Source organism: Legionella stuttgartensis (genome assembly GCF_977063405.2).
In genome coordinates this window covers 216,836-239,004 of sequence record NZ_CDRUHA020000022.1, presented here as the reverse complement: position 1 = coordinate 239,004, position 22,169 = coordinate 216,836, and the positions used below count along the sequence as shown (strand labels likewise).

The following is a 22,169-nucleotide window of genomic DNA, read 5'->3' as shown; positions in this document are numbered from 1 at the left end:
GCATAACCCGGGGAAAATAAATTTTATACATACACCCGGGTTATGCGTTCCACCCAGGTACACAACTTATTCAAATCTATGTGGAATTTATCCAGCCGAATTCATCGTTTAAATCAATTTCCTAGTGATAATGTGGATTGCTATGTTAAACGAGATGATGAATTAGGTTGTGGTATTAGTGGATCAAAATTACGTAAATATGCCAGCCTTTTTCCTTTTTTAATAGAGCAAGGGATTCAACACCTTATTATTATCGCAGGACCTCAATCCAATAATTTACTTGCTGCATTGCAATTAGCCCGAGAATTTAAACTAAAAGTCACCGCATTTTTGATTCAACCTTGGAAATTGGAACTGCGAGGAAATTATAAATTAAGTCGTCTATTTCTTGAGGAACAGGAAATTGTCTGGATTGCTCGTGATGATTGGCCAAAAGTCAATGAACTGGCTTCTGAGTATCTACAGACGCAAAATGAACCTGGGTTCATTTTGCAAGAAGGAGCGAGTGTTCCGCAAGCAATGACTGGTGCTTTGACTCTTGCTGATGACATTTCTGTAAATGAGCATACTTTGGGAGTTTCTTTTCAACATATTTTTATTGATGCAGGAACAGGTTTTTCTGCGGCGGGACTCATTCAAGGGATGGCTCGATTAAATCACTCAGCAATGATTCATGTATTGCTGCTAGCTGATGATGAGGCAACATTTCATGGTAAATTAAAACAATGGCTTGAATTAATTCCCCCAAATTTTCGTTGCTTTTATCCTACCACGGCTAAAGCCTTTGGTTCGGTGAATCAAACCATCAAAAATGAAGTAAAACGTTTAGCACGAGAGGAGGGTATCTTGGCAGATCCTATCTATGCTGCCAAACTATTTTTTGAGTCTAGGAACTATATTAAAACCGAAGAATTAAAAGGTAATGTACTAATTATTCATTCTGGGGGTACTTTAACAATGCCTGGATTTGATTATAAATAAGTAGTGACATAAATTTCCTTTCTTTTGCCCCTTGAAATTTACTGATTGAAACCCTATATGACAATAATCATAAGAAAATGTGTCTGTCATAGGAGAGTAGGTAAATGTCGAGTAAGCAACAAACCATGGGCTTTCAAACAGAAGTAAAGCAAATGTTGCATTTGGTAGTGCATTCGCTTTATAGCAACAAGGAGATATTTTTACGCGAGTTAATTTCTAATGCTTCGGATGCATTAGATAAATTAAGATTTTTGGCTTTATCAAACGGCTCGCTTTATGAAAGCGATTCTGATTTAAAAATTACTATCGATGTTAATGAAAAGTTAAAAACGATAACTATTAAAGATAATGGTATCGGTTTAAGTTGGGATGAGGCTGTTGAAAATTTAGGTACCATTGCGAAATCTGGTACTAAAGAGTTTATGAGCCATTTAACAGGAGAAAGTGCAAAAGATTCTCAGTTAATTGGACAATTTGGTGTGGGTTTTTATTCTGCATTTATTGTTGCTGATAAGGTAACTGTTAAAAGTCGACGTGCGGGTTTGAAGCCTGAAGAGGGAATAATTTGGGAGTCTAAGGGAGAAGGCGAGTTTACCATTGATTCTGAAAAAAAAGTCACTCGTGGTACCGAAATCACCTTACATATTAAAGATGATAATGATGAGTTCCTGAGTAATTGGCGTTTACGCAGCATTATTAGCAAATACTCAGATCATATTTGCTGGCCCATCGTTATGAAAAAAGCATCTGAAGATGATAAGGAATCAACAGAATATGAAACGGTAAATAAAGCAACTGCTTTATGGACCATGCAAAAGTCAGATATTACTGACGAAGAATATAAATTACTCTATAAGCATATATCACATGATTTCCAGGACCCATTGACTTGGTCACATAACCATGTGGAAGGAAAAAATGATTATATTTCTTTGCTGTATATTCCGGCTCATGCACCATTTGATTTATGGCAGCAAGAAACAAAGCATGGCTTAAAGCTTTATGTAAAACGCGTGTTTATAATGGATGATGCCACCCAATTTTTACCTCGTTACTTACGCTTTGTTAAAGGTATTGTTGATGCAAGTGATTTACCACTCAATGTGTCACGAGAAATTTTACAGGACAACAAACAAGTAGAGAGTATCCGCTCTGCATGTACGAAGCGCGTTTTATCCATGCTTGAAAAAATGAGCACCGGCGATAAAGAAACCTATCAAAAGTTCTGGAATGAATTTGGATTGGTTTTAAAAGAAGGCCCCATTGAAGATTTCACTAACAAAGAGGCAATTGCTAAATTGCTACGCTTTGCCACTACAGCAACTAATTCTGAGAAGCAAGAAGCAACTTTGGATGAGTACATAAGTCGCATGAAAGAAGGACAGGATAAGATTTATTATATCACTGCCTCTAGTTACAACGCGGCTAAAAATAGTCCTCATTTGGAAATTTTTAAGAAAAAAGGAATTGAAGTATTGCTCCTCAGTGACAAAGTTGATGAGTGGTTAGTTAGTTATCTGAGTGAGTATGATGGAAAGAAACTCCATTCTATTTCAAAGGGTAAAGTGGAGCTAGGTGATGAGTCCCCTGAACAAATCAAAGAACAGGAAAAAACACTGGAGCCTTTGTTAAACCATATTAAAAAGGTTTTGGATGCGCGAGTTAAAGATGTTCTAGTGACAAATAGACTGACTGATTCTCCTGCTTGTGTGGTTGCCGATGAGCAAGATATGGGATTAGAAATGCAACGTATTTTGCAGGCTGCTGGTCAACAGGTTCCAATGAGTAAACCTGTATTTGAAATAAACCCTGATCATCAAATCATTAAGCGTTTACATGATGTTCAAGATGATGATTTATTTGAATTATGGGTCACCATGTTGTTTGAACAAGCTGTTTTAGCTGAGGGTGGTCAATTAGATAATCCAGCAGATTTTGTAAATCGAATAAACAAATTATTGGTTTCGTCTGCGGTTTAATATAGGTTTATTTCTTATAACGTCTTACCTATATCCCGTACGTATTGTGGGATATAGGTAAGATATTAGTTCTTAAATTAATGAAATGACTTTGATTAATTATAGGTAAACGGTTGTCCAGTGAATTCCTCCATTGAAGGAGCTGTTGGTTGGATAGAAACTTGATATGCATCACTGTTTGTCACTTGAGGTGGTAGTAGGTTAGTGAATCGTTGTTCGCTTGGATAGATAACAGCTACTCTTCTTGCCTGCTCTCTTTGTAAATCTGCTTTTTGCTTTAAATTCAAATAGTCTCTATTTAATTCTCTTAGCTCTTTTTCAGCAGTACTGATTTTACCTTTTAAATCCGGAATTACCGTATCCTCCAAAGAAATTATTTTACTAGTTTGTTGATCAATCTTATCGCGATTTTCTTCCATTGTTTTTTTGTTTTTGTCTAATTGATTGTTTTCGACACTTGCTTTGATTGCATAAACTAATGCTGCAATGAAAAGGCTGAGGGTAATAACAGCAAGTACTGCAGCAGGTGCAAGAACTAAAGAGGTTAGAACAACTATGCCTCCTTCAATAGCTAGTCCAGTTCCGGCTGCCCCACCTGTAAAAAGAAGAGAAAAAAGTCCTGCTTTTGCAAGATTATTTCTGGTTTTTTGTGAATTTTGGACGGAGATTTCTAATTGTTTATTTGTAGCTGCTAAAGTTAAATTAGAAGATACCAACTCCGGATTTGACTTTTTAAATTGTTCGACATTTTTTTCATTATCACGCATTTGTTCTTCTAATCGACTCTTATAACTCCGCTTATCATCCAGGATGGCTTTTTTAGCGTTCTCTTCCGCTTTTGTTACAAGATATGCTTTCATGATCTGAACTATTTGTGTTAGCGCCTGATACTCCGAGTAATTTAACTTTATTGTCGAGAATAAAAGAGCTTCAAGTTTGTAGAGGTAAATTTGATAACTTATCTCATTTGCTTCCTGCATTAGTTTTTCTTTTTCTTGGGTTAGATTTTGATGTGTTAACTTAATTGCAGCTTCCATTGAATCACGGTTTTTTTGCGAGAGTTGTAATAAAGTAGGGTCACTAGTCAAACGAGCTCTTTCTCTAGTTTCTCGTGTATGAGCACGTTCCATTCTTTGTTGCTCCTTTTGGGGAAGCTCAAAGAGTTGCTTGTTTATTTTTTTTTGCTGTTCTAACTGTTGTTGATAATGTAATTTTTTACTTTCTAAACCAATTTGGAGTGAACTTATTTTCTGAATGAGCTCTTTTTTTTCGAACTCAAGATCCGTTGCTTGAGATCCATGTTGTATAGTATTGGGATGACTATGAGTTGTTTGCAAAGGAGAAACAGTTTCTTGGTGAGTATGGATAGTTGCTTCGTGTTTTTTTTCATCAGGATGTGAATGCTCTGTTCTATGATACTGTTTTGATGTTTCTGGATGAGTATGGTTATGAGTAGTAGATGCTTCTGTTTCAGCATGGGAATGATGATGAGTTGCCTCCTCTTTCTTTTGATTATTTATAGTAATTTGTTCTTCAACCCGCTTTAAATGAAGTTGGAGTTGTTGAATATACTCGTGTTCTTTTTCTATCTCGTGCTCATTTTTTACTACTTCCTCATTAATGAATTGTAAATTGCCTTTTAATTGAGTTGATACGAGCCAATCCGCTCGTTTTTCGTGCTCATCCTTTTCTTTCTCCATTAAATCTTGTTGTTTCTGCTTATTACATGCATCTAAAATTAGTTTGGATGCTGATTCTTTTTTAGCAAGTGAAAGCATTTCAGATAGTTGATTATTAACTTCTTCAATCACAGCCCTAACAGGTGATGCGAGAATACAGGGATTGCGTAGGCCAGAGTAGTCTGTGAGATGACTAAAAATGTAGTCAGAAGTCTTTTGTTCAACTATATGTTGGATATTTAATTTTGATAGGGACATACTCGAATTCTCCACGCAAATTTTTAATACATTTTATACAAGTTCATTTAATAGTCAATAAGCGTTATTTTTAAATAAATAATCCTGAAAAATAGTTCCAGGATTATTAGGCGTGATTATGTGGCGCATTAAGCATATGGCAGTACTAATACAGTGGTTCCCACATCAATAAAATTTTCGTTTAGCCATTTGGCTGCGCCAGGGAGGACACGAATACAGCCATGACTGCTATTGAATTTAGGAACTTCATAAGCGGCATGAATCGCATATCCATCATGGAAATGCATACAATATGGCATTTTAGCACCACCCACTACATGACCATCACGGGCAATAGGGTATTCATTGGATTTGCAGTCAGCCCCTTTTTTATTGAACACATGATAGATACCTGTAACGGTACGACACTTTTCATGAATATCATCACAATAATCCATTCCACCAGAAGCACTACCAGTCATGACCCGGTTACCTTGGGCATCATAAGCTGCCCATGCATAGGCCTTAGGGTCAAAAATAAAGAGTTTCTTGCCATGGACCTCTTGTTTCATGGGAAAAACATTCCTGCCTCTTGTATCATCTTGATAGGGTGTTGTGTAATGTAATTGACCTGTATCATCTGCAATTACATCAGGCTTGTCAGTCACACAGGATGTAATGAGAAGCGCTAGTAAGGGTGTGAGATACATTATTTTTTTCATGACATAATTATCCTTAAAAACAATGAAACGTTACTGCAAAAAAAAGGCTCGAATATCGAGCCTTTTTTGAGAAACATAAGTAAATTGTGATTTAAAAATTTATTATTCGTCAGTTAAACGAAAATATTTAGTTCCAAAATATCTTTGGAGTTTCTTTCTGATTGTGCCGCGGCTAATGCCTAGCATCTTAGCAGCTTGCAGTTGATTGCCACGACGTTTTTCCATTACTGCTTGCAGTAGAGGAGGCTCAACTTCAGATAATATCATATCGTAAAGATCGTCAATGTTTTTGCTTTTGTTTTCAGCGAGAAAACGAGAGACTAGATTGTAGACTAAATCTTGGAGACCTTGGTCTTGTTTAGTTATGCTTAAAGTAGCTTCAGGTGTTTCAATGACAGTCATCTTAACTTCCTTATTATTAATTAAATCACACATTCCAATTGCTAACATTCAAAATGAAAGCAAAATTAATTGTACATGAAGCATAATTGATATTCTATATTTTTAAGAGAAAACTATGCATTTTTTTCGAGCAATTCATTCACCACAAGATTAAATAATGTGCGATCGGATTTTTCTGAAGACAATGAATTTTTTACTTTATTTAAATTGGAAATCATTTTTGCCGGTTGGCTTGGATCTTTATAAAAATGATCTACATAACGGCTTAATTCATGAGCGTTACAATCATATTGCAAAAATTCAGGGACGATCATTCTGTTTGCTAATAGATTACACAAACCAAAAAATTTAACTTTAATAAATCTCATCGCTAACACATAGGATAGGAATGAAGACTTATAAATAATACACATAGGTTTCTCTAATAAAGCACACTCAAGAGATGCCGTACCTGAAGAAACAATAATGAAATTTGCTGCCGCCATGCAGTTTAGCGCTTGGCCTTGTACAAAGCTAATAGGTAAATTTACATTCGAGAAATAGTGTTTAATTTTTTCTGGGTCAATTGTATCTGCAATAGGAATTACAAAATGTAAATTTGGATAGCGTTGATGCAAAATTAGGGCAGTATCCCGTAGAACGGGCATATGATATTTAATTTCGTTCGCTCGACTTCCTGGAAGAAGAGCAAAAATGTTCGCCTCTTGGGGAAGCCCTAATGTTGTACGCTGTGATTGACTTTCATCAACAGATGCTATTTTTTCAACTAGAGGATGACCAACAAAATTTACTGGAACCTCGGCTTTTTCATATAAAATTTTTTCAAAAGGCAAAATAACTGCCATTCGATCAATGCATTTTTTTATAAGGTGAATGCGATTGGCTTTCCATGCCCAAATTTGGGGACTAATATAATACAGAATCTTAATACCTAATTTTAGCTTTGCATATTTAGCTAGTCTCAAATTAAAGCCTGGATAATCTACGAGGATCAGTAGATCAGGTTTTTGCTTATTTAAATGCTTTTTAATTGCCAGAAATGCCTTGCGAATCACATGAAGATTACGAATAACTGCTGTAAGTCCTGTCACACCAAGGTGTGCCAAGTCTGAAATAACTTCAGCCCCAGCTTCTTGCATGTGTCGACCACCAATTCCACTAATCTCAAGATTAGGGTAGGTGGCTTTTAATTGGCGAATCAAAACCGATGCATGAACATCTCCCGATTCTTCACCAGCAATAATAACAATGCGTTTAAATTTCTGCATGACGTTCAATTAAGTTATTGTGTATAAGAGAAGTAATTGTTTCTGCAACTTCCAGTGCTTGCAGACCATCTTCACCAGTCACCAGCGGTGTACTATTTTCTTGGATGCATTGGATGAATGATTTTATTTCTTCAAATAATGCATCTCCTTGTTCGTACGCGGTTTCTTCGCGAACTATATCAGGAATCCCAGGAAACATTTCGCCTGTTCCTTTTTTGAATACAGCAAGTTTTTTACTCTGATAATCAATTGAAAGATAGGAGTTTTTTTGGAATATTCTGGTCTTGCGTTCTGTTTTAAAACTTACGCGACTGGCAGTAAGATTAGCTACACACTGATTGGCAAATGTAATGCGAGCATTAGCTATATCAATTGCCTTAGTGAGTATAGGCGTACCTTGGGCCAGAATTGATACTATAGGGCTCTTAACTATATTTTGGATTAAATCTATGTCATGGATCATCAAATCAAGGATTACATTAACATCTGCTCCACGTGGCTTAAACGGAGCCAATCGTTCTGATTCAATAAATAAAGGTGTTTCTAAATAGTCATCTAAAGCCAATCGTGCGGAATTAAAACGCTCAAGATGTCCAACTTGTAGTTTTACTTGATGCTTTTTAGCAAGTTGAATTAACTCATTTGCCTGATCTACAGTTTCAGTAATTGGTTTTTCAATTAAAACATGGATGCCATGCTCCAAAAAGACTTTGGCGATTTCAAAATGTTTGTTTGTTGTTGCTGCAATACTTACTGCATCAACTTTGTCAAATAAATCATGATAATCGTTATAACCTGTCACCTTTAGTTCTTGAGATACAGTTTCTACTGTATTGGGATTCAGATCGCAAATTCCTACTAACTCTGCATTTGGAAGAAGTTGATATTTTTGTGCATGAAATCTACCCAGATAACCTACACCAATCACGGCACAACGAGTTTTATTCATTTATAATTCATATATATGTTAATTATTTGCGCGAATGATCGCATTTCCTGGATGATAAATCAATTTTAAAAGAGTATTATTGGCCAACATTATGTCTATGAATACACTGATTTTAGATACAGGGAATAATAATATTATGCTTATAGCTGGAGTGGATGAAGTAGGGCGAGGTCCTTTAGCTGGTGCGGTTGTAACCGCAGCCGTGATCTTAAGAGCACCTATAGAGGGTCTTGCAGATTCAAAAAAATTAAGTGCAAAAAAACGTGAATTGTTATCTATACAAATAAAGGAACAGGCTATTGCTTATGCTTATGGAAGGGCGGAAGTAGATGAAATCGATAGCCTGAATATTCATCATGCCACTTTGCTGGCCATGCAACGCGCAATTGATGCTTTGCCAATCAAACCGGATCAAGTTTTGGTAGATGGCATACATATACCCAAGTTAAGTATCCCTTGTAAGGCAATTGTGCAAGGAGACAATTTGATTCCCGAAATTAGTGCCGCATCAATTCTTGCTAAGGTGTTGCGAGATGCAGAGATGGTAGCGTTTGATGCGATCTATCCTGGGTATGGGTTTGCAGAGCATAAAGGGTACGCCACAGCTGCTCATCGAGAAGCATTAGATCGACTCGGCCCTTGTATGATCCATCGTCGAAGCTACGAACGAGTAGCCGCCTTGCTTTAATTTATATCGTTTTAGCGCATTAAGTTTTCTTTGACAACCACTGAACCCTGCGTGCTACGAATTGATCGTAACATCCAGGAAAAAGCGAGCTTAGTGCCTCAATACCACGATCCCACGGACAAGCTTCGGGAGGTGGGTACCAAGTCAAATAAAACTTAAGGTGAATTGGAAGGACTTCGTTGGGGTTGACTCAACTATCGGATCCAGCGGCTATTTACAATCACCTTAAACTATTAAATAAAATTTTATGTGAGCTGATAGACATTAATATCCCAAAGCTTGCTAAAAAGGTCACCATTGCGGTGCCTCCATAGCTGACTAAAGGCAAGGGAATGCCAACAACAGGAATAATCCCCATAACCATTCCTATATTTACAAAACCAGACATGAAGAACGACATTGCAAGACTTGCGGCTAAGAGGCGAGTATATGTAGTTTGCGCATTGGATGCGATATTCAAGCTTCTCAGTGAAACCAAAACGATGAGTGCGATAATGGCAAATCCTCCTGCAAAGCCGAATTCTTCGCTGGTTACTGCAAAGATGAAATCTGTAGCATGTTCAGGCAAGAAGTTAAGATGAGATTGGCTACCTTGTAACCAACCTTTACCAGCTAAACCACCAGAGCCAATGGCAATTTTGGACTGAATAATATGATAACCAGCTCCGAGTGGATCTTGTTCCGGATCAAGAAGCGTATACACTCGTTGCTTTTGATAATCATGCATTAGATGCCAGACAACTGGAATAGCAGACCCAACAAGGAGTATCAGCAACAGAATAACTTTAAATCGAATTCCAGCTAAAAATACTACACAAAGTCCTGCTGCAGCAACCATAATTGCAGTACCTAAATCAGGTTGCTTTGCAATAAGGAGCGCAGGGACGCAAATAATAAGTCCCGCTATAGCAAGAGATTTAAAACTACTAGGACGCGTTTGTCGATCAAAGTACCATGCAGCCATCATGGGGACAGCTAATTTCATGATTTCAGAAGGTTGAAAGCGAAATAAGCCCAATTCAAGCCAACGTTGAGCACCTTTTCCAATTTTTCCCATAAGCATCACGGCAATTAATAAAGTTAATCCAATGCTATATATCCATGGAGTCCATATTTTATATTTATGGGGAGGGATAAAACCGAGCACAACCATAATGAGTGATGCAAAAATAAGTCGCATTGATTGACGTAAAATCATCCCTGAGTTGGCATTCGATGCACTATACAAAATTAAAAGACCAAAGCAAATTAATAAAAGCAATAGTCCCAATAAGGGAAAATCCAAATGGAGTGATTTTGCGGTGAAGCGATAAACCGGTTTACTGTGTCGTCTGTTCATGAGTTTTCATCGGATAAAGTTGATAGTAAGTATCAAGTACTTTGCGTGCAACCATTGAAGCCGCGACATCATTCTCTACAACAACGGCAAGAGCAATTTCAGGCTCTTCAACCGGAGTAAATGCAATGAACAATGAGTTGTCGCGTAATGCTTCGGGAATATCTTCATATTTTGTTTTTTCATATTGTCTGCCGCTAAATACCTGTGCTGTCCCTGTTTTGCCAGCAACAGGGTACGGTGGATTTCGTCCAAATCGATAACCTGTACCTTCATTGCTGATCAAAACGTTGTGCATGGCATCAGCAACGATATCCCAATTTGCTTCATCTTTAAGGTAAATTGGATATTCTTCGACAGGTTTATATCGCTCTGTCTCACCACTGTCACTATTTACTGTTTTTGTTAATAAATGAGGTCTGAATCGTTGTCCATGTTGACTCAACGAAGCAGTTGCATTTGCCATTTGTAATGGTGTAGCGAGCATAAAGCCCTGGCCTATTGAAGTAATTAAGGTGTCTCCTGGATACCACGGAACGCCTTTGGTTTGTTTTTTCCATCGTAAGCTTGGAACGATACCTGAGGCTTCTTCATAGAGATCAATATGACTTAAATGGCCCAGACCAAATTTTACGAGCATATCCTCAATATTAGAAATACCCATTTTATTACCTAGCTGATAAAAGTAGGTATCACAAGAAACGGTGATCGCTCTTTTAAAATTAATCATCCCATGCCCTGTTTTTTTCCAATCTCTATAAATATGACTTGCAGTAGGAAGCTTATATTTACCAGGATCATAAATTGTTGTTGCAGTAGTAACAAATCCTTTATCCAGGCCTGCTAAACCAACAAATGGTTTAATTGTAGATGCAGGTGGATATACTCCCCGTACAGCTCTATTAAATAAAGGTCTTTGTAAGGTATTTGACAGTTTCTTATATTCTTTAGAACTTACGCCACCCACAAAAATATTCGGGTCAAAGCTTGGCGAGCTCGCCATGGCTAGAACTTCGCCATTTTTAGAATTAATCATGACCACAGCACCTCTTTTATCCTTGAGTGCTTCGTAAGCCGCTTGTTGGAGTCTGACATCAATACTCAAGTAGAGTTTTGATCCTGAATGAGGATTAATTTTATTGACAACTCTTAATGTGCGTCCACTTACGTCAGTTTCTACCATTTGGTATCCCACTTTACCGTGGAGTACATCTTCGTAATATTTTTCGACACCTGCTTTACCAATAAAGTTTGTAGCACGATAATTCGTTGGATCGACCGATCTTAATTCTTCAACGTTGATTCTACCGACATATCCCAATACATGGGCTGTAATTTCACCCAAGGGGTAGTGGCGCATCAGACGTGCTTTAATGCTAACTCCTGGAAAATGATATTGATTGATGGCAAAAATCGCGACTTCCTCTTGAGTTAATTTCAATTTAACAGGTATAGGGACAAAAGAACGGTTTTGTTTTCGTATTCGTTTGAAATTTTGTACGTCTTCTTCCGTGATCGAAGGAATCAGTTTTTGTAATTCGGCTAAGGTTTGCTCCATGTTCTTAACATGTTCAGGGATTATCTCAAGAACGTAAACGGGAATGTTTTCTGCGAGCAGGACCCCATTTCTATCAAGGATTACGCCTCTTGGTGGAGCAATAGGGATAATGCTCATTTGATTTTTTAGAGATAAGGTTTGATATTTTTTGAATTCAGAAATTTGTAAAAACGCCAGTCTTAGAACAAGAATTAAAGATAAAATAATAAGAAAAGCAACCAACAAATTAATTCTAAAAAGTTGATGCTGAGATTCCATCCTATAATTTTTAAAAGATTGATTTCGACTCATTGACGCACAGTCAGTTAAGCTGGACTTAAAGACCCGCATAGTAACTTAAAATTGAATTGTTTACTATAGGTTTCTGTCCCTTGTAGTCTAGATGAAATGCAGTAATGATTTGGTGTTGGTCCTTTGTTGTTACACTTGGTGGCAGTGAATACAATTGCCATAAAAGCTACTTATGATAAGGATGATTATTAATAATAGACCATGCTCTATATAGAGTTTCTAACAAAATAATACGTACTAAGGGATGGGGAAGGGTGAGTTTTGATAAAGACCAACGTTCATCACATAATCTAAGTATTTCCTGAGAGAGACCTTCTGGACCACCAATGATAAAACAAAGATGACTCGTTGTTTGTTGTAATTGAGATATCTTAAGTGCTAATTCTTCACTGCTAAATGTCTTGCCTTCAATTTCTAAGGCAATAATTCGTGCATTACTGGGTAATGCATCTTTAATAAGAGCAGATTCTTTCTCTAATATTCGTGATAAGTCTGATGATTTACTGCGGCGAATTAAAGGTATTTCAATTATTTTGAGTTGAACACCATCATTTAGTCGTTTGGCATACTCATTTGAACCTTGGGTAACCCAATTTGGCATTTTATTGCCTAAAGTAATGATGGTGATTTTTAACATAACGGTTTAAAAAATATTAATTCTCGGGGTGTTCTTCCCAAAGACCTTCTAGATTATAGTATTGTCGGTATTCAGGTTGCATGACATGGATAATAAAGTCACCAAAGTCGATAAGAACCCAATCACCGGTTTCTAGACCAGTACAATTTATCGCTGGAGTCCCGGAAGTTTTCATATCCTCCATGACTTTTTGTGCAATGGCTTTGACATGCCGAGAGGCGCGCCCTGAAGCAATAATCATATAGTCTGTAATGGTTGTTTGTTTTTTAACATCAATTACTTTTACATCGATGGCCTGATTATCATCAAGCAGGTGCAATAGTTTCGTTAATATTGGGTTTTTATCTAACATATATAAGCTAACAATTATAAAAGGCGCTGAATCATAACAGTATTTTGCCTATATAAAAAGAGCTATAGCAAATACACTCAATTCATTTAAAGACAAAATATCAGGTTAATAAAAAATACAAATTACTTTTCATCGATTTGCATGCGGAGCATAGGCTCTACCATTGAATCTGAATAATCATTTACACAAACATTAGTTAATAAAAATTTAATTACTGCATATAAAACCAGACAGCATAAAGCCGCGATAAATAATATTCCTAATTGTTGAGTAAATGCCACAGCATATAGATTTTTTAATACAACAATATTGGTTTCACCGGATGGAATCGCTGTTAATGAAGCCAGCTTGCCTGATAAAAATCCACCTATTCCCAGAGATACAAAAAAGATACCCATTAAGGTACTTACTTTGTTTTTATCTGCAAGAAGGGTGATCGCAGATAATCCAACTGGAGATAAAAGGAGTTCTGCTAAGGAAAACATTAAATAAGCCGGAATAATTAAAAGTGGCGTGAGCAAAGTACTTTTATCAGTGAAATTACTGACAAAAGCAATAACAGCATAAGCTGCAGTGGTAATAAATATTGCGAGTAGAAATTTTTTCCCAATACTTAATCCGCGTTCGACTATGTTAAGTTTTGGATTTTTCTTTGCTAAGAAAAATCCGATAATTAACATTCCCACGCTTTGAATCGTTACATAATAAGGGGCTGGAAATTGAATGCCGCAAAATGTTGGTTCAACAACGCGTGAAATAAATAGGGTAAGGGACATAAACATTTGGAAGTAAAAAGACCAAAACACTACTGAAATGATACACAACAAGCCAATTACTAGAGTTTGTCGTGATTGATTGGCATTTTCTCGACTGACAGAGTATAAAATATATCCAGCTGAAAATAACACAACAAGCCCAAATATAATATTAGCTAATTCAGGAGAATTTAAAATATAGAACGATAAGGACCATAGAAATATCATTAAGAAAAGAGCTGCAACAATCTTTTTATATTGAAAAACAAATGGATTATAGTCTTTAATATTGTATTTCCTGATGCCATATAAAAAGACGCTAAAGGCGACAATCATACCCATTGCAGCGCTTGTGAATGAGGAAACCCAGCCCAAGTACTCATTCAAAATACTTGGTAGTGTGGTCCCTAAAATAATACCTGTGGTAATTCCCATATAAAAAATGGTAAAGCCACTCTCGCGACGCGCGGAACCCATAAGGTATTCATTCCCTAATAGAGATGAGATATTTGGCTTTAATAATCCTGTTCCCACGGCAATTGCCGCAAGAGATGCGGTAAGAACAGTTGTGTTATCTACTAATGATAGAACACAGTAGCTTGCAAAGAGTACAACTGCACCGAGCAAAACAGCTCGTTTTTGTCCTATTAATTTATCCGCAATCCATCCTCCTACTACAGGGGAAAGATAAGTCAATGCAGTAAATGATCCAACCAAAGCATAAACTTGTTTGTCTGGCCATTTGAAATGCAAGGCTAAATAGAGTGCTAAAAGTGACTGTACTACATAAAAACCATATCGTTCCCACATCTCAGTTGCGAAAAAAATACGGAGTGACTTTGGGTGTTTTTCAGATTTAGTGTGCACTTTATTTAGATCGATAGGTTAACATGGGCCAATTATAACATAGTAATGTTATCCAGCATAGACAGAGTGCCTGCTTATTGGGCATGTTGATTTAAATTTGATGTTTTCGAAAGTAAACTGTGCGGATATTATAAAATATCATAATGAATTAAAGAACTTATCTCATTTAGTTATTAAAATTGATATCTATGCTCTGAAATAGCTCTAGTGTATTATGCTTTTATTTTAGTTCGCTATGGAGCACTGTTAATGGAAGAATTTAAAACAAACCGTGTCATTAGAGCAAATCAAGGCAGCGAAAAACAAGCTAAAAGTTGGCTTACAGAAGCAGCACTTCGTATGTTATGTAATAATCTTGACCCCAATGTAGCAGAAGATCCAGATGCTCTGATCGTTTATGGTGGCTTGGGTAAGGCCGCTCGTAATTGGGAATGTTTCAATAAAATTGTAGAAGTGCTAAAGACATTAAATGATCAGCAAACACTATTAATTCAATCAGGAAAACCTGTAGGTGTTTTTACTACTCATGAGGATGCTCCTCGTGTGCTTATTGCCAATTCCAATCTAGTTCCACGCTGGGCGACTTGGGAACATTTTAATGAGTTAGATAAAAAAGGTTTGATGATGTATGGTCAGATGACTGCAGGAAGCTGGATTTATATTGGCTCGCAAGGCATTGTACAAGGGACTTATGAAACTTTTGTTGCTGCAGCTCAGAAACACTACGCTGGGAGTTTGGAGGGGCGTTGGATATTAACAGGTGGCTTAGGAGGAATGGGGGGAGCGCAAACTTTAGCGGGTACAATGGCAGGAGCAAGTGTTTTAGCGGTTGAATGTGATATTTCAAGGATAGAAAAACGCATTAAAACCAAGTACTTAGATCGTTATACACCAGATTTAGATGAAGCTTTAGCCTGGATAAATGAATCTTGTCAAAAGAAAATCCCTCTATCAGTTGCCGTTTTAGGAAATGCCGCTGAAATTTTTCCACAGTTGATTCAACGAGGAGCTTCTCCTGCGTTAGTTACTGACCAAACCAGTGCTCATGATCCGTTAAATGGTTATCTACCTGCTGGATGGACATTAGAACAAGCGTCAAAAATGCGTAAAACTGCCCCTGAAGAGGTAGTTGTTGCAGCGAAAAAATCTATGGCGCTACAGGTTCATGCAATGCTTGAATTTCAAAAAAGAGGAATCCCCGTTTTTGATTATGGGAATAATATAAGACAAATGGCATTTGAAGCAGGAGAAAAAGACGCTTTTAAATTTGAAGGTTTTGTTCCTGCGTACATTAGACCTTTATTTTGTGAAGGAATTGGACCGTTCAGGTGGGTTGCTTTATCAGGAGATCCTGAAGATATTTATGCTACTGATGAAATGGTTAAAAAATTAATCCCGGACAATAAGCATCTGCATAATTGGTTGGATATGGCGAAGAAGAAAATTGCATTCCAGGGGTTACCTGCACGAATATGTTGGGTTGGATTAAAAGATCGAGCACGTTTAGCATTGGCCTTTAATGAAATGGTTCGTAATGGTGATGTTAAAGCTCCTATTGTAATAGGTCGTGATCATTTAGATTCTGGCTCAGTAGCAAGTCCAAATCGCGAAACAGAAGGTATGATTGATGGTAGTGATGCTGTATCGGACTGGCCATTACTTAATGCGTTATTAAATTGTGCTAGCGGTGCCACTTGGGTTAGCATCCACCATGGTGGTGGGGTAGGCATGGGATTTTCACAACACGCGGGTGTTGTGATTGTCGCTGATGGAACAGAAAAAGCGGCACAACGTCTGGCAAGAGTACTCCATAATGATCCCGCAACTGGAGTTATGCGGCATGCTGATGCAGGGTATGACCTTGCAAAGAAATGCGCTAAGGAAAACTCACTTTGGTTGCCTATGGAAACCTAAAATAGATTTTGTAGTTTGGGTTTTACCCAATAAAAGATCTTAATTCGAGTTTGATCTCAGGTTGGGTCAAAGACCCAACCTATTTTTAAGGAGGTAAATTAATGCAAGAGTCTTTTATTCTTCAACCAGGTGAGTTGAACTTGCATTCAATCAAAGAGATTTTAGCAAAACAATTAACTTGCGTTCTTGCTAAAGAGGCATTTGAGCGGATTCATGCATCACATCAAACAGTTAAAAAAGTAATTCTAAACAAAAAAACAGTATATGGTATCAATACTGGTTTTGGATCTTTAGCAAATCAGACCATTTCCGAGGAAAATCTGAAACAATTACAACGAAATATCGTACTTTCTCATGCGTGTGGTACAGGCGAACTACTATCTGATGAAATTGTTGCTTTAATTTTATTGCTTAAAATAAATAATCTAGCTCAAGGATATTCCGGCGTTCGTTTAGAGCTAATTGAGGCATTAATCTCTTTATTTAACCATAAAGTATATCCTTGTATTCCAGCGAAAGGATCCGTAGGTGCTTCTGGAGATTTGGCTCCTTTAGCCCATTTGTCTTTACCTTTACTGGGTGTTGGGGATGTTAGGCATCAAGGAAAAGTAATCAGTGCCCTTGAGGGATTGAATATTGCGGGTTTAAAACCAATTGAATTAGAGGCTAAAGAGGGTCTTGCTTTACTCAATGGACTGCAGACTTCTACTGCAATTGCTTTAAATGCTTTATTTACTACAGAAAAACTATTTGAAACAGCCCTTATTGCTGGAGCTTTATCTGTTGATGCGGCTAATGGGAGTGATGTGCCATTCGATGATCGAATTCAAAAAGTACGAGGACATGAGGCGCAGAGGAATGTAGCAGCATACTATAGGGAGCTGTTAGCTGGAAGTGAGATTCGCGAGGCTCATCGACATTGTTCTCGAGTTCAAGATCCTTATTCTTTAAGATGCCAACCTCAAATTATGGGCGCCATACTGCATCAAATACGATTTGTAAGAGAAACGTTACATATTGAGGTTAATGCGATTTCAGATAACCCACTTGTGTTCAGCGAGCAAGAGCAAATTATTTCAGGAGGTAATTTCCATGGAGAAATAGTTGCCATGGCGGCTGATAATCTTGCTTTGGCTATAGCTGAGATAGGAGCGAGCTCTGAACGACGCATTGCTTTGTTAATTGATAAAAATTTCAGTGGATTGCCTGCTTTTTTAATTAAAGAAAGTGGTTTAAATTCCGGATTTATGATTGCCCATGTTACGGCCGCTGCCTGTGCAAGTGAGAATAAGGCTTTAGCTCACCCGCACTCAGTAGATAGTCTTCCGACCTCCGCGAATCAAGAAGATCATGTTTCCATGGCAACCAGTGCTGCGCGACGTTTACATGAAATGAATGATAACACAGCAACAATTTTAGCTATTGAGTTATTAGCAGCGGGGCAGGGACTCGAATTTCGTAAGCCATTAAAATCATCTACCTTATTAGAGAAAATTTATCAGCTGATTCGTTCTGATGTTGCAGCTTATGATACCGATCGGTATTTTGCACCTGACATTGCGATAATCAAGCAAAAGATTTTAAATGAGGAATTTGTTACTCCATTTTTCCATTTATGGGATAAAGATTAGGAATTAAAGTGACTATTGAAATTTATACCGATGGCGCATGTAAAGGAAACCCAGGTCCTGGTGGTTGGGGTGTTTTGCTTCGTTATAAAGGACAAGAAAAGACCTTATATGGTGGGGAAGCGCATACTACGAATAATCGTATGGAGCTTATGGCCGCAATTAAAGGCTTGGAAGCTTTAAAGCGTCCTTGTTCCGTTGATTTGTATACTGATTCGCAATACCTTAGGCAAGGAATGACCGAGTGGCTATCTAACTGGAAAATAAAAGGTTGGCGTAACTCTAAAAAGGAGCCTGTTAAAAACGCAGATCTTTGGCAAATATTAGATGTATTGGCTTCTCGTCATCAAATAAAATGGCATTGGGTAAAAGGGCATTCTGGTCATGTAGAAAATGATTTGGTAGATGCCTTGGCAAATCAGGCGATTGAAGAATTAAGTGAGTAAATGATGCGTCAGATTATTTTAGATACAGAAACTACAGGTATAGGACCGGAGCAAGGACATCGGGTCATTGAAATAGGCTGTGTGGAATTAGTAGAAAGAAAATTAACTGGGAAACATTTTCATGTTTATCTCAATCCTCAACGCCAGGTTGATGAGGGGGCTTTTCGTGTTCATGGAATAAGTGATGAGTTTTTGCAAGACAAACCACTATTTGAAGAAAAAGCGGAGGAATTTTGGCAGTTTATAGTTGGGGCTGAATTAATAATTCATAATGCTCCTTTCGATGTTGGATTTTTAAATTCCGAGCTAAAGTTAATTAAATGGAGCAAAAAGCTTGAAGATTATTGCAATATTGTTGATACGTTAGTTTTGGCGCGTGAAAAATATCCAGGACAGCGAAATAGTTTAGATGCTTTATGCAAACGATTTGGCATAGATCACTTTAACCGTGAACTTCATGGCGCTTTACTCGATGCTGAGATCTTAGCATACGTATATCTGGCAATGACTGGGGGACAAACCAGCTTGTTTGCAGAAGTTGAAGAAACATCCATTCATGCCAAGGTCAAAACCCAAGAAATTGCTGCCCTTCAATTAGCAAACCCTATTGTATTACCTGCAGCGCATGAGGAACTTGATTTACATCAGGCTTTTGTTGAGTTTCTGAGTAAGAAGTCAGGAATTAATCATTGGGAAGAAAATTGATATCCTGAGAACGTCTTTTTTTGATTTCTTATAGTAAAAACTGATGGATGAGGTCCAATTAGGACCTGGTATCCATCGTCATTCATTAATTTTAACTTCTATGGGCTTTTGGGAATTAGGAATTTTATCGCAAAATCTTTACCAATACATTCTCCAAGCGCTTTTCCCCAGATACCTGCGTTATCACTGTTGATTTTATCAGGAATACTGCCATAAAGTTCTTGCTGACATTTACTGACGCTATCTGGAATCTTAGCAGCGCACTGATCGTAAGTCATTTTAATTTCATCAAGTCGCTTTTTTAGCTGAGGATCATTTTCAAATCCTTTGCATATGAGATCAGGCAATAAGGGGGTAACTGATTTAAGCCAACTGTCTTTAGTTATATCAACTGGGTTATTAGAAGTAGCATTAGAAGAGGCATTATTAGTAGAAGAAGTGCCACCAGCACTGCTGGATGTATCTTCAGCATTTATTGAGAATGAAATAAATGTACAACCTAACAAAATGTACAACCTTGTAAGCAAATGTTTAGTCATGATTGAGTACCTTTTAATATCCTTCCATTAAATAGTAGGACAAATATTTCTATTTTGCGTAAAAACAATTTGTGTTGGTCAAAAAATATACTAATATTAAGGTGAAGATGGATAAATCATTAGGAAATATTATGGAAAAACAAAGTTCTATTTTATTATCATTAAATTATTTTTTATTTATTCCTCTATTCTTTTTTCTTTTTTCTTCCTCCACAGCGTTAGCAAACACCTTTGTCTTCAATCCAAATTCCTTGACATGGAAGGCTATTGATTCAAATGGCAAAGTTGTGCGAATAGGGAAAGGATCGGGCGGCAAAAAATATTGCCCCGATATCCATAGAGGATGTAAAACACCAAGTGGTGTTTTTACTATATGGAGTAAGGGGGGGCCTGGATGTGTATCCAGTCGTTATCCTGTAGGACGTGGCGGATCACCTATGCCATATTGCATGTTTTTTTCAAAGTATTATGCGATACACGGTTCTTATGATGTCCCAAATTATAATGCGAGCCATGGTTGTATTAGAGTACATCCGGGTGATGCGAAATGGTTAAGCAAAAATTTTATTAGGATAGGGACTAAGGTTATTGTTAAACCATATTAATTCTGCAAGATCGGGAGTAACGAAGCAAAATAAATTGCTTCGTTACACTAAAATCATATTGAGTATTAATACTCATCCTCATCATCAATGCTAAATGACGAGCCACATCCGCAAGTAGTTTTGGCGTTTGGATTACGAATGACAAATTGTTCGCCTTGTATCCCTTGGACATAATCAATTTCAGCATCATGTAAGTACTGATAACTCATTGAGTCAACAAGAAGTTTTACTGAAGAGACACCATCTGAACATTGCTGAACGACTACAGTATCATCTTCATTGATTTCTTCATCAAAACTAAATCCATACTGAAATCCAGAACAACCGCCACCTGTAATGGAGACACGGAGATTCAAGTTTAAATTATCTTCTTCTTTTATTAGCTCTGCCACTTTATCTGCTGCACTGACAGAAAAGTGGATGTCGCTGGTAGTAGGGGATATATCAATAGCAGCCATGTTAACTCCCGTTGTATCATATAAATTATAACGCAATTATCGAATAATTTGTTCAATAGTAGCACCGCCTAGACATTGGTTTTTATCATAAAAAACTACATATTGTCCTGGGGTAACTGCTCTTTGTAGATTAGAAAACATCACATAATGCTGATTCTCATTCTGAGGTGAAATGATGCAGCCTTGTTCCGCTTGCCGGTATCGTGTTTTGGCGTAACAGGTAAGAGGTAAATTCTCCTTACAATCAGCTAACCAATGAATTGGACCACAAATTAGTCCTTGTGCATAGAGCATAGGATGTTGACTGCCTTGAGCTACATATAAAGTGTTAGTAGATACTTCTTTATCGACAACATACCAAGGATCATCGGTTGAATTTTGTAAACCACCAATGCCCAAACCCTGCCGTTGGCCTAAAGTGTAAAACATTAATCCATCATGCCTTCCTAGAACATTACCATCAGTGCTTTTTATTTCACCAGGTCGGGCTAGAATGAATTCTTGTAGAAAAGATTTAAAACGTTTTTCACCAATAAAACAAATACCCGTCGAATCTTTTTTTGCTTGAGTAACCAAACCCAATTTCTTAGCGAACTCTCTAATTTCTGGTTTTGTATAATCGCCAATTGGAAAAAGGGTTTTTGCTAGAGCTTTAGGCTCGACTGCATGTAAAAAATAGGTTTGATCTTTATCCCGATCTTTTGCTTTGTATAAGAGTCCAACGTCTCCTGCTATTTTATTTTTAGCATAATGTCCTGTTGCAATATAATCTGCTCCAAGTGTTAATGCATGATTTAAAAAAGCATTAAATTTGATTTCTTTATTGCACAACACGTCAGGATTAGGTGTTCTTCCTTTTTCATATTCACTTAAAAAATGCGTGAATACTCTTTGCCAATATTCTTCAGAAAAATTAACAGTATGCAGCGGAATATGTAATTGATTACATACGGCCTGAGCATCAGCAAGATCTTGGGCTGCGGGACAGAATCCGTCTTTATCGTCTTGTTCCCAGTTTTTCATGAACAGGCCTTCAACTTGATAACCTGCTTCTTGTAGTAACCACGCTGCAACTGATGAGTCAACTCCACCAGACATTCCAACTATAACTTTAGCTTTCATAAAATTAAGATACCGCTTAATATCCTATGTTTTTAGAACCGTAGCTTGAGA

Annotated in this window: 21 protein-coding genes; 8 read left to right on the top strand and 13 right to left on the bottom strand. The window is 37.3% G+C overall.

What is annotated here, in order from left to right:
• Positions 1 to 78: 78 nt before the first annotated feature.
• A complete protein-coding gene (locus ACWTEW_RS06700) occupies positions 79 to 981 on the top strand; it encodes a pyridoxal-phosphate dependent enzyme (RefSeq protein ID WP_454780935.1) in 903 nt (300 codons plus the stop codon).
• A gap of 104 nt (positions 982 to 1,085) precedes the next feature.
• On the top strand, positions 1,086 to 2,960 hold the full coding sequence (gene htpG, locus ACWTEW_RS06695) for a molecular chaperone HtpG (protein ID WP_454780934.1): 1,875 nt from the start codon (positions 1,086 to 1,088) through the stop codon (positions 2,958 to 2,960).
• Between the two features lie 95 nt (positions 2,961 to 3,055).
• Here htpG and ACWTEW_RS06690 read toward each other — a convergent pair whose 3' ends face one another.
• From ACWTEW_RS06690 to ACWTEW_RS06670, 5 genes are all read right to left on the bottom strand, one after another.
• Positions 3,056 to 4,897, bottom strand: a complete 1,842-nt coding sequence (locus ACWTEW_RS06690; RefSeq protein WP_454780933.1) for a hypothetical protein — start codon at positions 4,895 to 4,897, stop codon at positions 3,056 to 3,058.
• A 128-nt stretch (positions 4,898 to 5,025) separates the two neighbouring features.
• Positions 5,026 to 5,598 (bottom strand): L,D-transpeptidase, encoded by a 573-nt coding sequence (locus ACWTEW_RS06685; RefSeq protein WP_454780932.1) that lies wholly within the window; start codon positions 5,596 to 5,598, stop codon positions 5,026 to 5,028.
• A gap of 102 nt (positions 5,599 to 5,700) precedes the next feature.
• Complete coding sequence (locus ACWTEW_RS06680; protein ID WP_131794728.1) at positions 5,701 to 6,000, bottom strand: helix-turn-helix domain-containing protein; 300 nt, start codon at positions 5,998 to 6,000, stop codon at positions 5,701 to 5,703.
• Between the two features lie 113 nt (positions 6,001 to 6,113).
• Positions 6,114 to 7,268: a lipid-A-disaccharide synthase gene (gene lpxB / locus ACWTEW_RS06675; protein WP_454780931.1), complete on the bottom strand. Its 1,155-nt coding sequence runs from the start codon at positions 7,266 to 7,268 to the stop codon at positions 6,114 to 6,116.
• Positions 7,255 to 8,217: a Gfo/Idh/MocA family protein gene (locus ACWTEW_RS06670; RefSeq protein ID WP_454780930.1), complete on the bottom strand. Its 963-nt coding sequence runs from the start codon at positions 8,215 to 8,217 to the stop codon at positions 7,255 to 7,257. The genes lpxB and ACWTEW_RS06670 overlap by 14 nt, the downstream gene beginning before the upstream one ends.
• A 136-nt stretch (positions 8,218 to 8,353) precedes the next feature.
• Here ACWTEW_RS06670 and rnhB point away from each other — a divergent pair, with 136 nt between their 5' ends.
• The gene (gene rnhB, locus ACWTEW_RS06665; protein ID WP_454781277.1) at positions 8,354 to 8,905 is read left to right on the top strand and encodes a ribonuclease HII; all 552 of its coding nucleotides are present in this window, start codon (positions 8,354 to 8,356) and stop codon (positions 8,903 to 8,905) included.
• Positions 8,906 to 9,125: 220 nt separating this feature from the next.
• On the opposite strand, the gene rodA is transcribed toward rnhB, so the two are convergent.
• From rodA to ACWTEW_RS06640, 5 genes are all read right to left on the bottom strand, one after another.
• Positions 9,126 to 10,244, bottom strand: a complete 1,119-nt coding sequence (gene rodA / locus ACWTEW_RS06660; protein WP_454780929.1) for a rod shape-determining protein RodA — start codon at positions 10,242 to 10,244, stop codon at positions 9,126 to 9,128.
• Complete coding sequence (mrdA, locus tag ACWTEW_RS06655; RefSeq protein WP_454780928.1) at positions 10,225 to 12,090, bottom strand: penicillin-binding protein 2; 1,866 nt, start codon at positions 12,088 to 12,090, stop codon at positions 10,225 to 10,227. The genes rodA and mrdA overlap by 20 nt, the downstream gene beginning before the upstream one ends.
• A 166-nt stretch (positions 12,091 to 12,256) precedes the next feature.
• Positions 12,257 to 12,727, bottom strand: a complete 471-nt coding sequence (rlmH, locus tag ACWTEW_RS06650; protein ID WP_454780927.1) for a 23S rRNA (pseudouridine(1915)-N(3))-methyltransferase RlmH — start codon at positions 12,725 to 12,727, stop codon at positions 12,257 to 12,259.
• 16 nt (positions 12,728 to 12,743) lie between these two features.
• Positions 12,744 to 13,079: a ribosome silencing factor gene (rsfS, locus tag ACWTEW_RS06645; RefSeq protein ID WP_454780926.1), complete on the bottom strand. Its 336-nt coding sequence runs from the start codon at positions 13,077 to 13,079 to the stop codon at positions 12,744 to 12,746.
• Between the two features lie 122 nt (positions 13,080 to 13,201).
• On the bottom strand, positions 13,202 to 14,701 hold the full coding sequence (locus ACWTEW_RS06640) for a peptide MFS transporter (RefSeq protein WP_454780925.1): 1,500 nt from the start codon (positions 14,699 to 14,701) through the stop codon (positions 13,202 to 13,204).
• Between the two features lie 249 nt (positions 14,702 to 14,950).
• Between ACWTEW_RS06640 and hutU the strand changes: the two genes are divergently transcribed.
• The 4 genes from hutU to dnaQ all read left to right on the top strand — a co-directional run bounded on the left by hutU (position 14,951) and on the right by dnaQ (position 19,394).
• A complete protein-coding gene (gene hutU, locus ACWTEW_RS06635; RefSeq protein ID WP_454780924.1) occupies positions 14,951 to 16,615 on the top strand; it encodes a urocanate hydratase in 1,665 nt (554 codons plus the stop codon).
• Between the two features lie 101 nt (positions 16,616 to 16,716).
• Positions 16,717 to 18,246 (top strand): histidine ammonia-lyase, encoded by a 1,530-nt coding sequence (hutH, locus tag ACWTEW_RS06630; RefSeq protein ID WP_454780923.1) that lies wholly within the window; start codon positions 16,717 to 16,719, stop codon positions 18,244 to 18,246.
• Positions 18,247 to 18,254: 8 nt separating this feature from the next.
• The gene (gene rnhA / locus ACWTEW_RS06625; protein ID WP_454780922.1) at positions 18,255 to 18,689 is read left to right on the top strand and encodes a ribonuclease HI; all 435 of its coding nucleotides are present in this window, start codon (positions 18,255 to 18,257) and stop codon (positions 18,687 to 18,689) included.
• A gap of 3 nt (positions 18,690 to 18,692) precedes the next feature.
• Positions 18,693 to 19,394, top strand: coding sequence for a DNA polymerase III subunit epsilon (gene dnaQ / locus ACWTEW_RS06620; protein WP_454781276.1), 702 nt, complete (start codon positions 18,693 to 18,695; stop codon positions 19,392 to 19,394).
• A gap of 98 nt (positions 19,395 to 19,492) precedes the next feature.
• Here dnaQ and ACWTEW_RS06615 read toward each other — a convergent pair whose 3' ends face one another.
• Positions 19,493 to 19,933 carry a hypothetical protein gene (locus tag ACWTEW_RS06615; RefSeq protein ID WP_454780921.1) on the bottom strand — a complete coding sequence of 147 codons (441 nt, stop codon included), beginning with the start codon at positions 19,931 to 19,933 and terminating at the stop codon, positions 19,493 to 19,495.
• 131 nt (positions 19,934 to 20,064) lie between these two features.
• Between ACWTEW_RS06615 and ACWTEW_RS06610 the strand changes: the two genes are divergently transcribed.
• The gene (locus tag ACWTEW_RS06610) at positions 20,065 to 20,538 is read left to right on the top strand and encodes a L,D-transpeptidase (RefSeq protein WP_454780920.1); all 474 of its coding nucleotides are present in this window, start codon (positions 20,065 to 20,067) and stop codon (positions 20,536 to 20,538) included.
• 65 nt (positions 20,539 to 20,603) lie between these two features.
• Here ACWTEW_RS06610 and erpA read toward each other — a convergent pair whose 3' ends face one another.
• Together erpA and mnmA are read right to left on the bottom strand one after the other, a co-directional pair.
• Positions 20,604 to 20,996, bottom strand: coding sequence for an iron-sulfur cluster insertion protein ErpA (gene erpA, locus ACWTEW_RS06605; protein ID WP_454780919.1), 393 nt, complete (start codon positions 20,994 to 20,996; stop codon positions 20,604 to 20,606).
• Positions 20,997 to 21,032: 36 nt separating this feature from the next.
• Positions 21,033 to 22,118: a tRNA 2-thiouridine(34) synthase MnmA gene (gene mnmA, locus ACWTEW_RS06600; RefSeq protein ID WP_454780918.1), complete on the bottom strand. Its 1,086-nt coding sequence runs from the start codon at positions 22,116 to 22,118 to the stop codon at positions 21,033 to 21,035.
• Between the last annotated feature and the right edge of the window lie 51 nt (positions 22,119 to 22,169).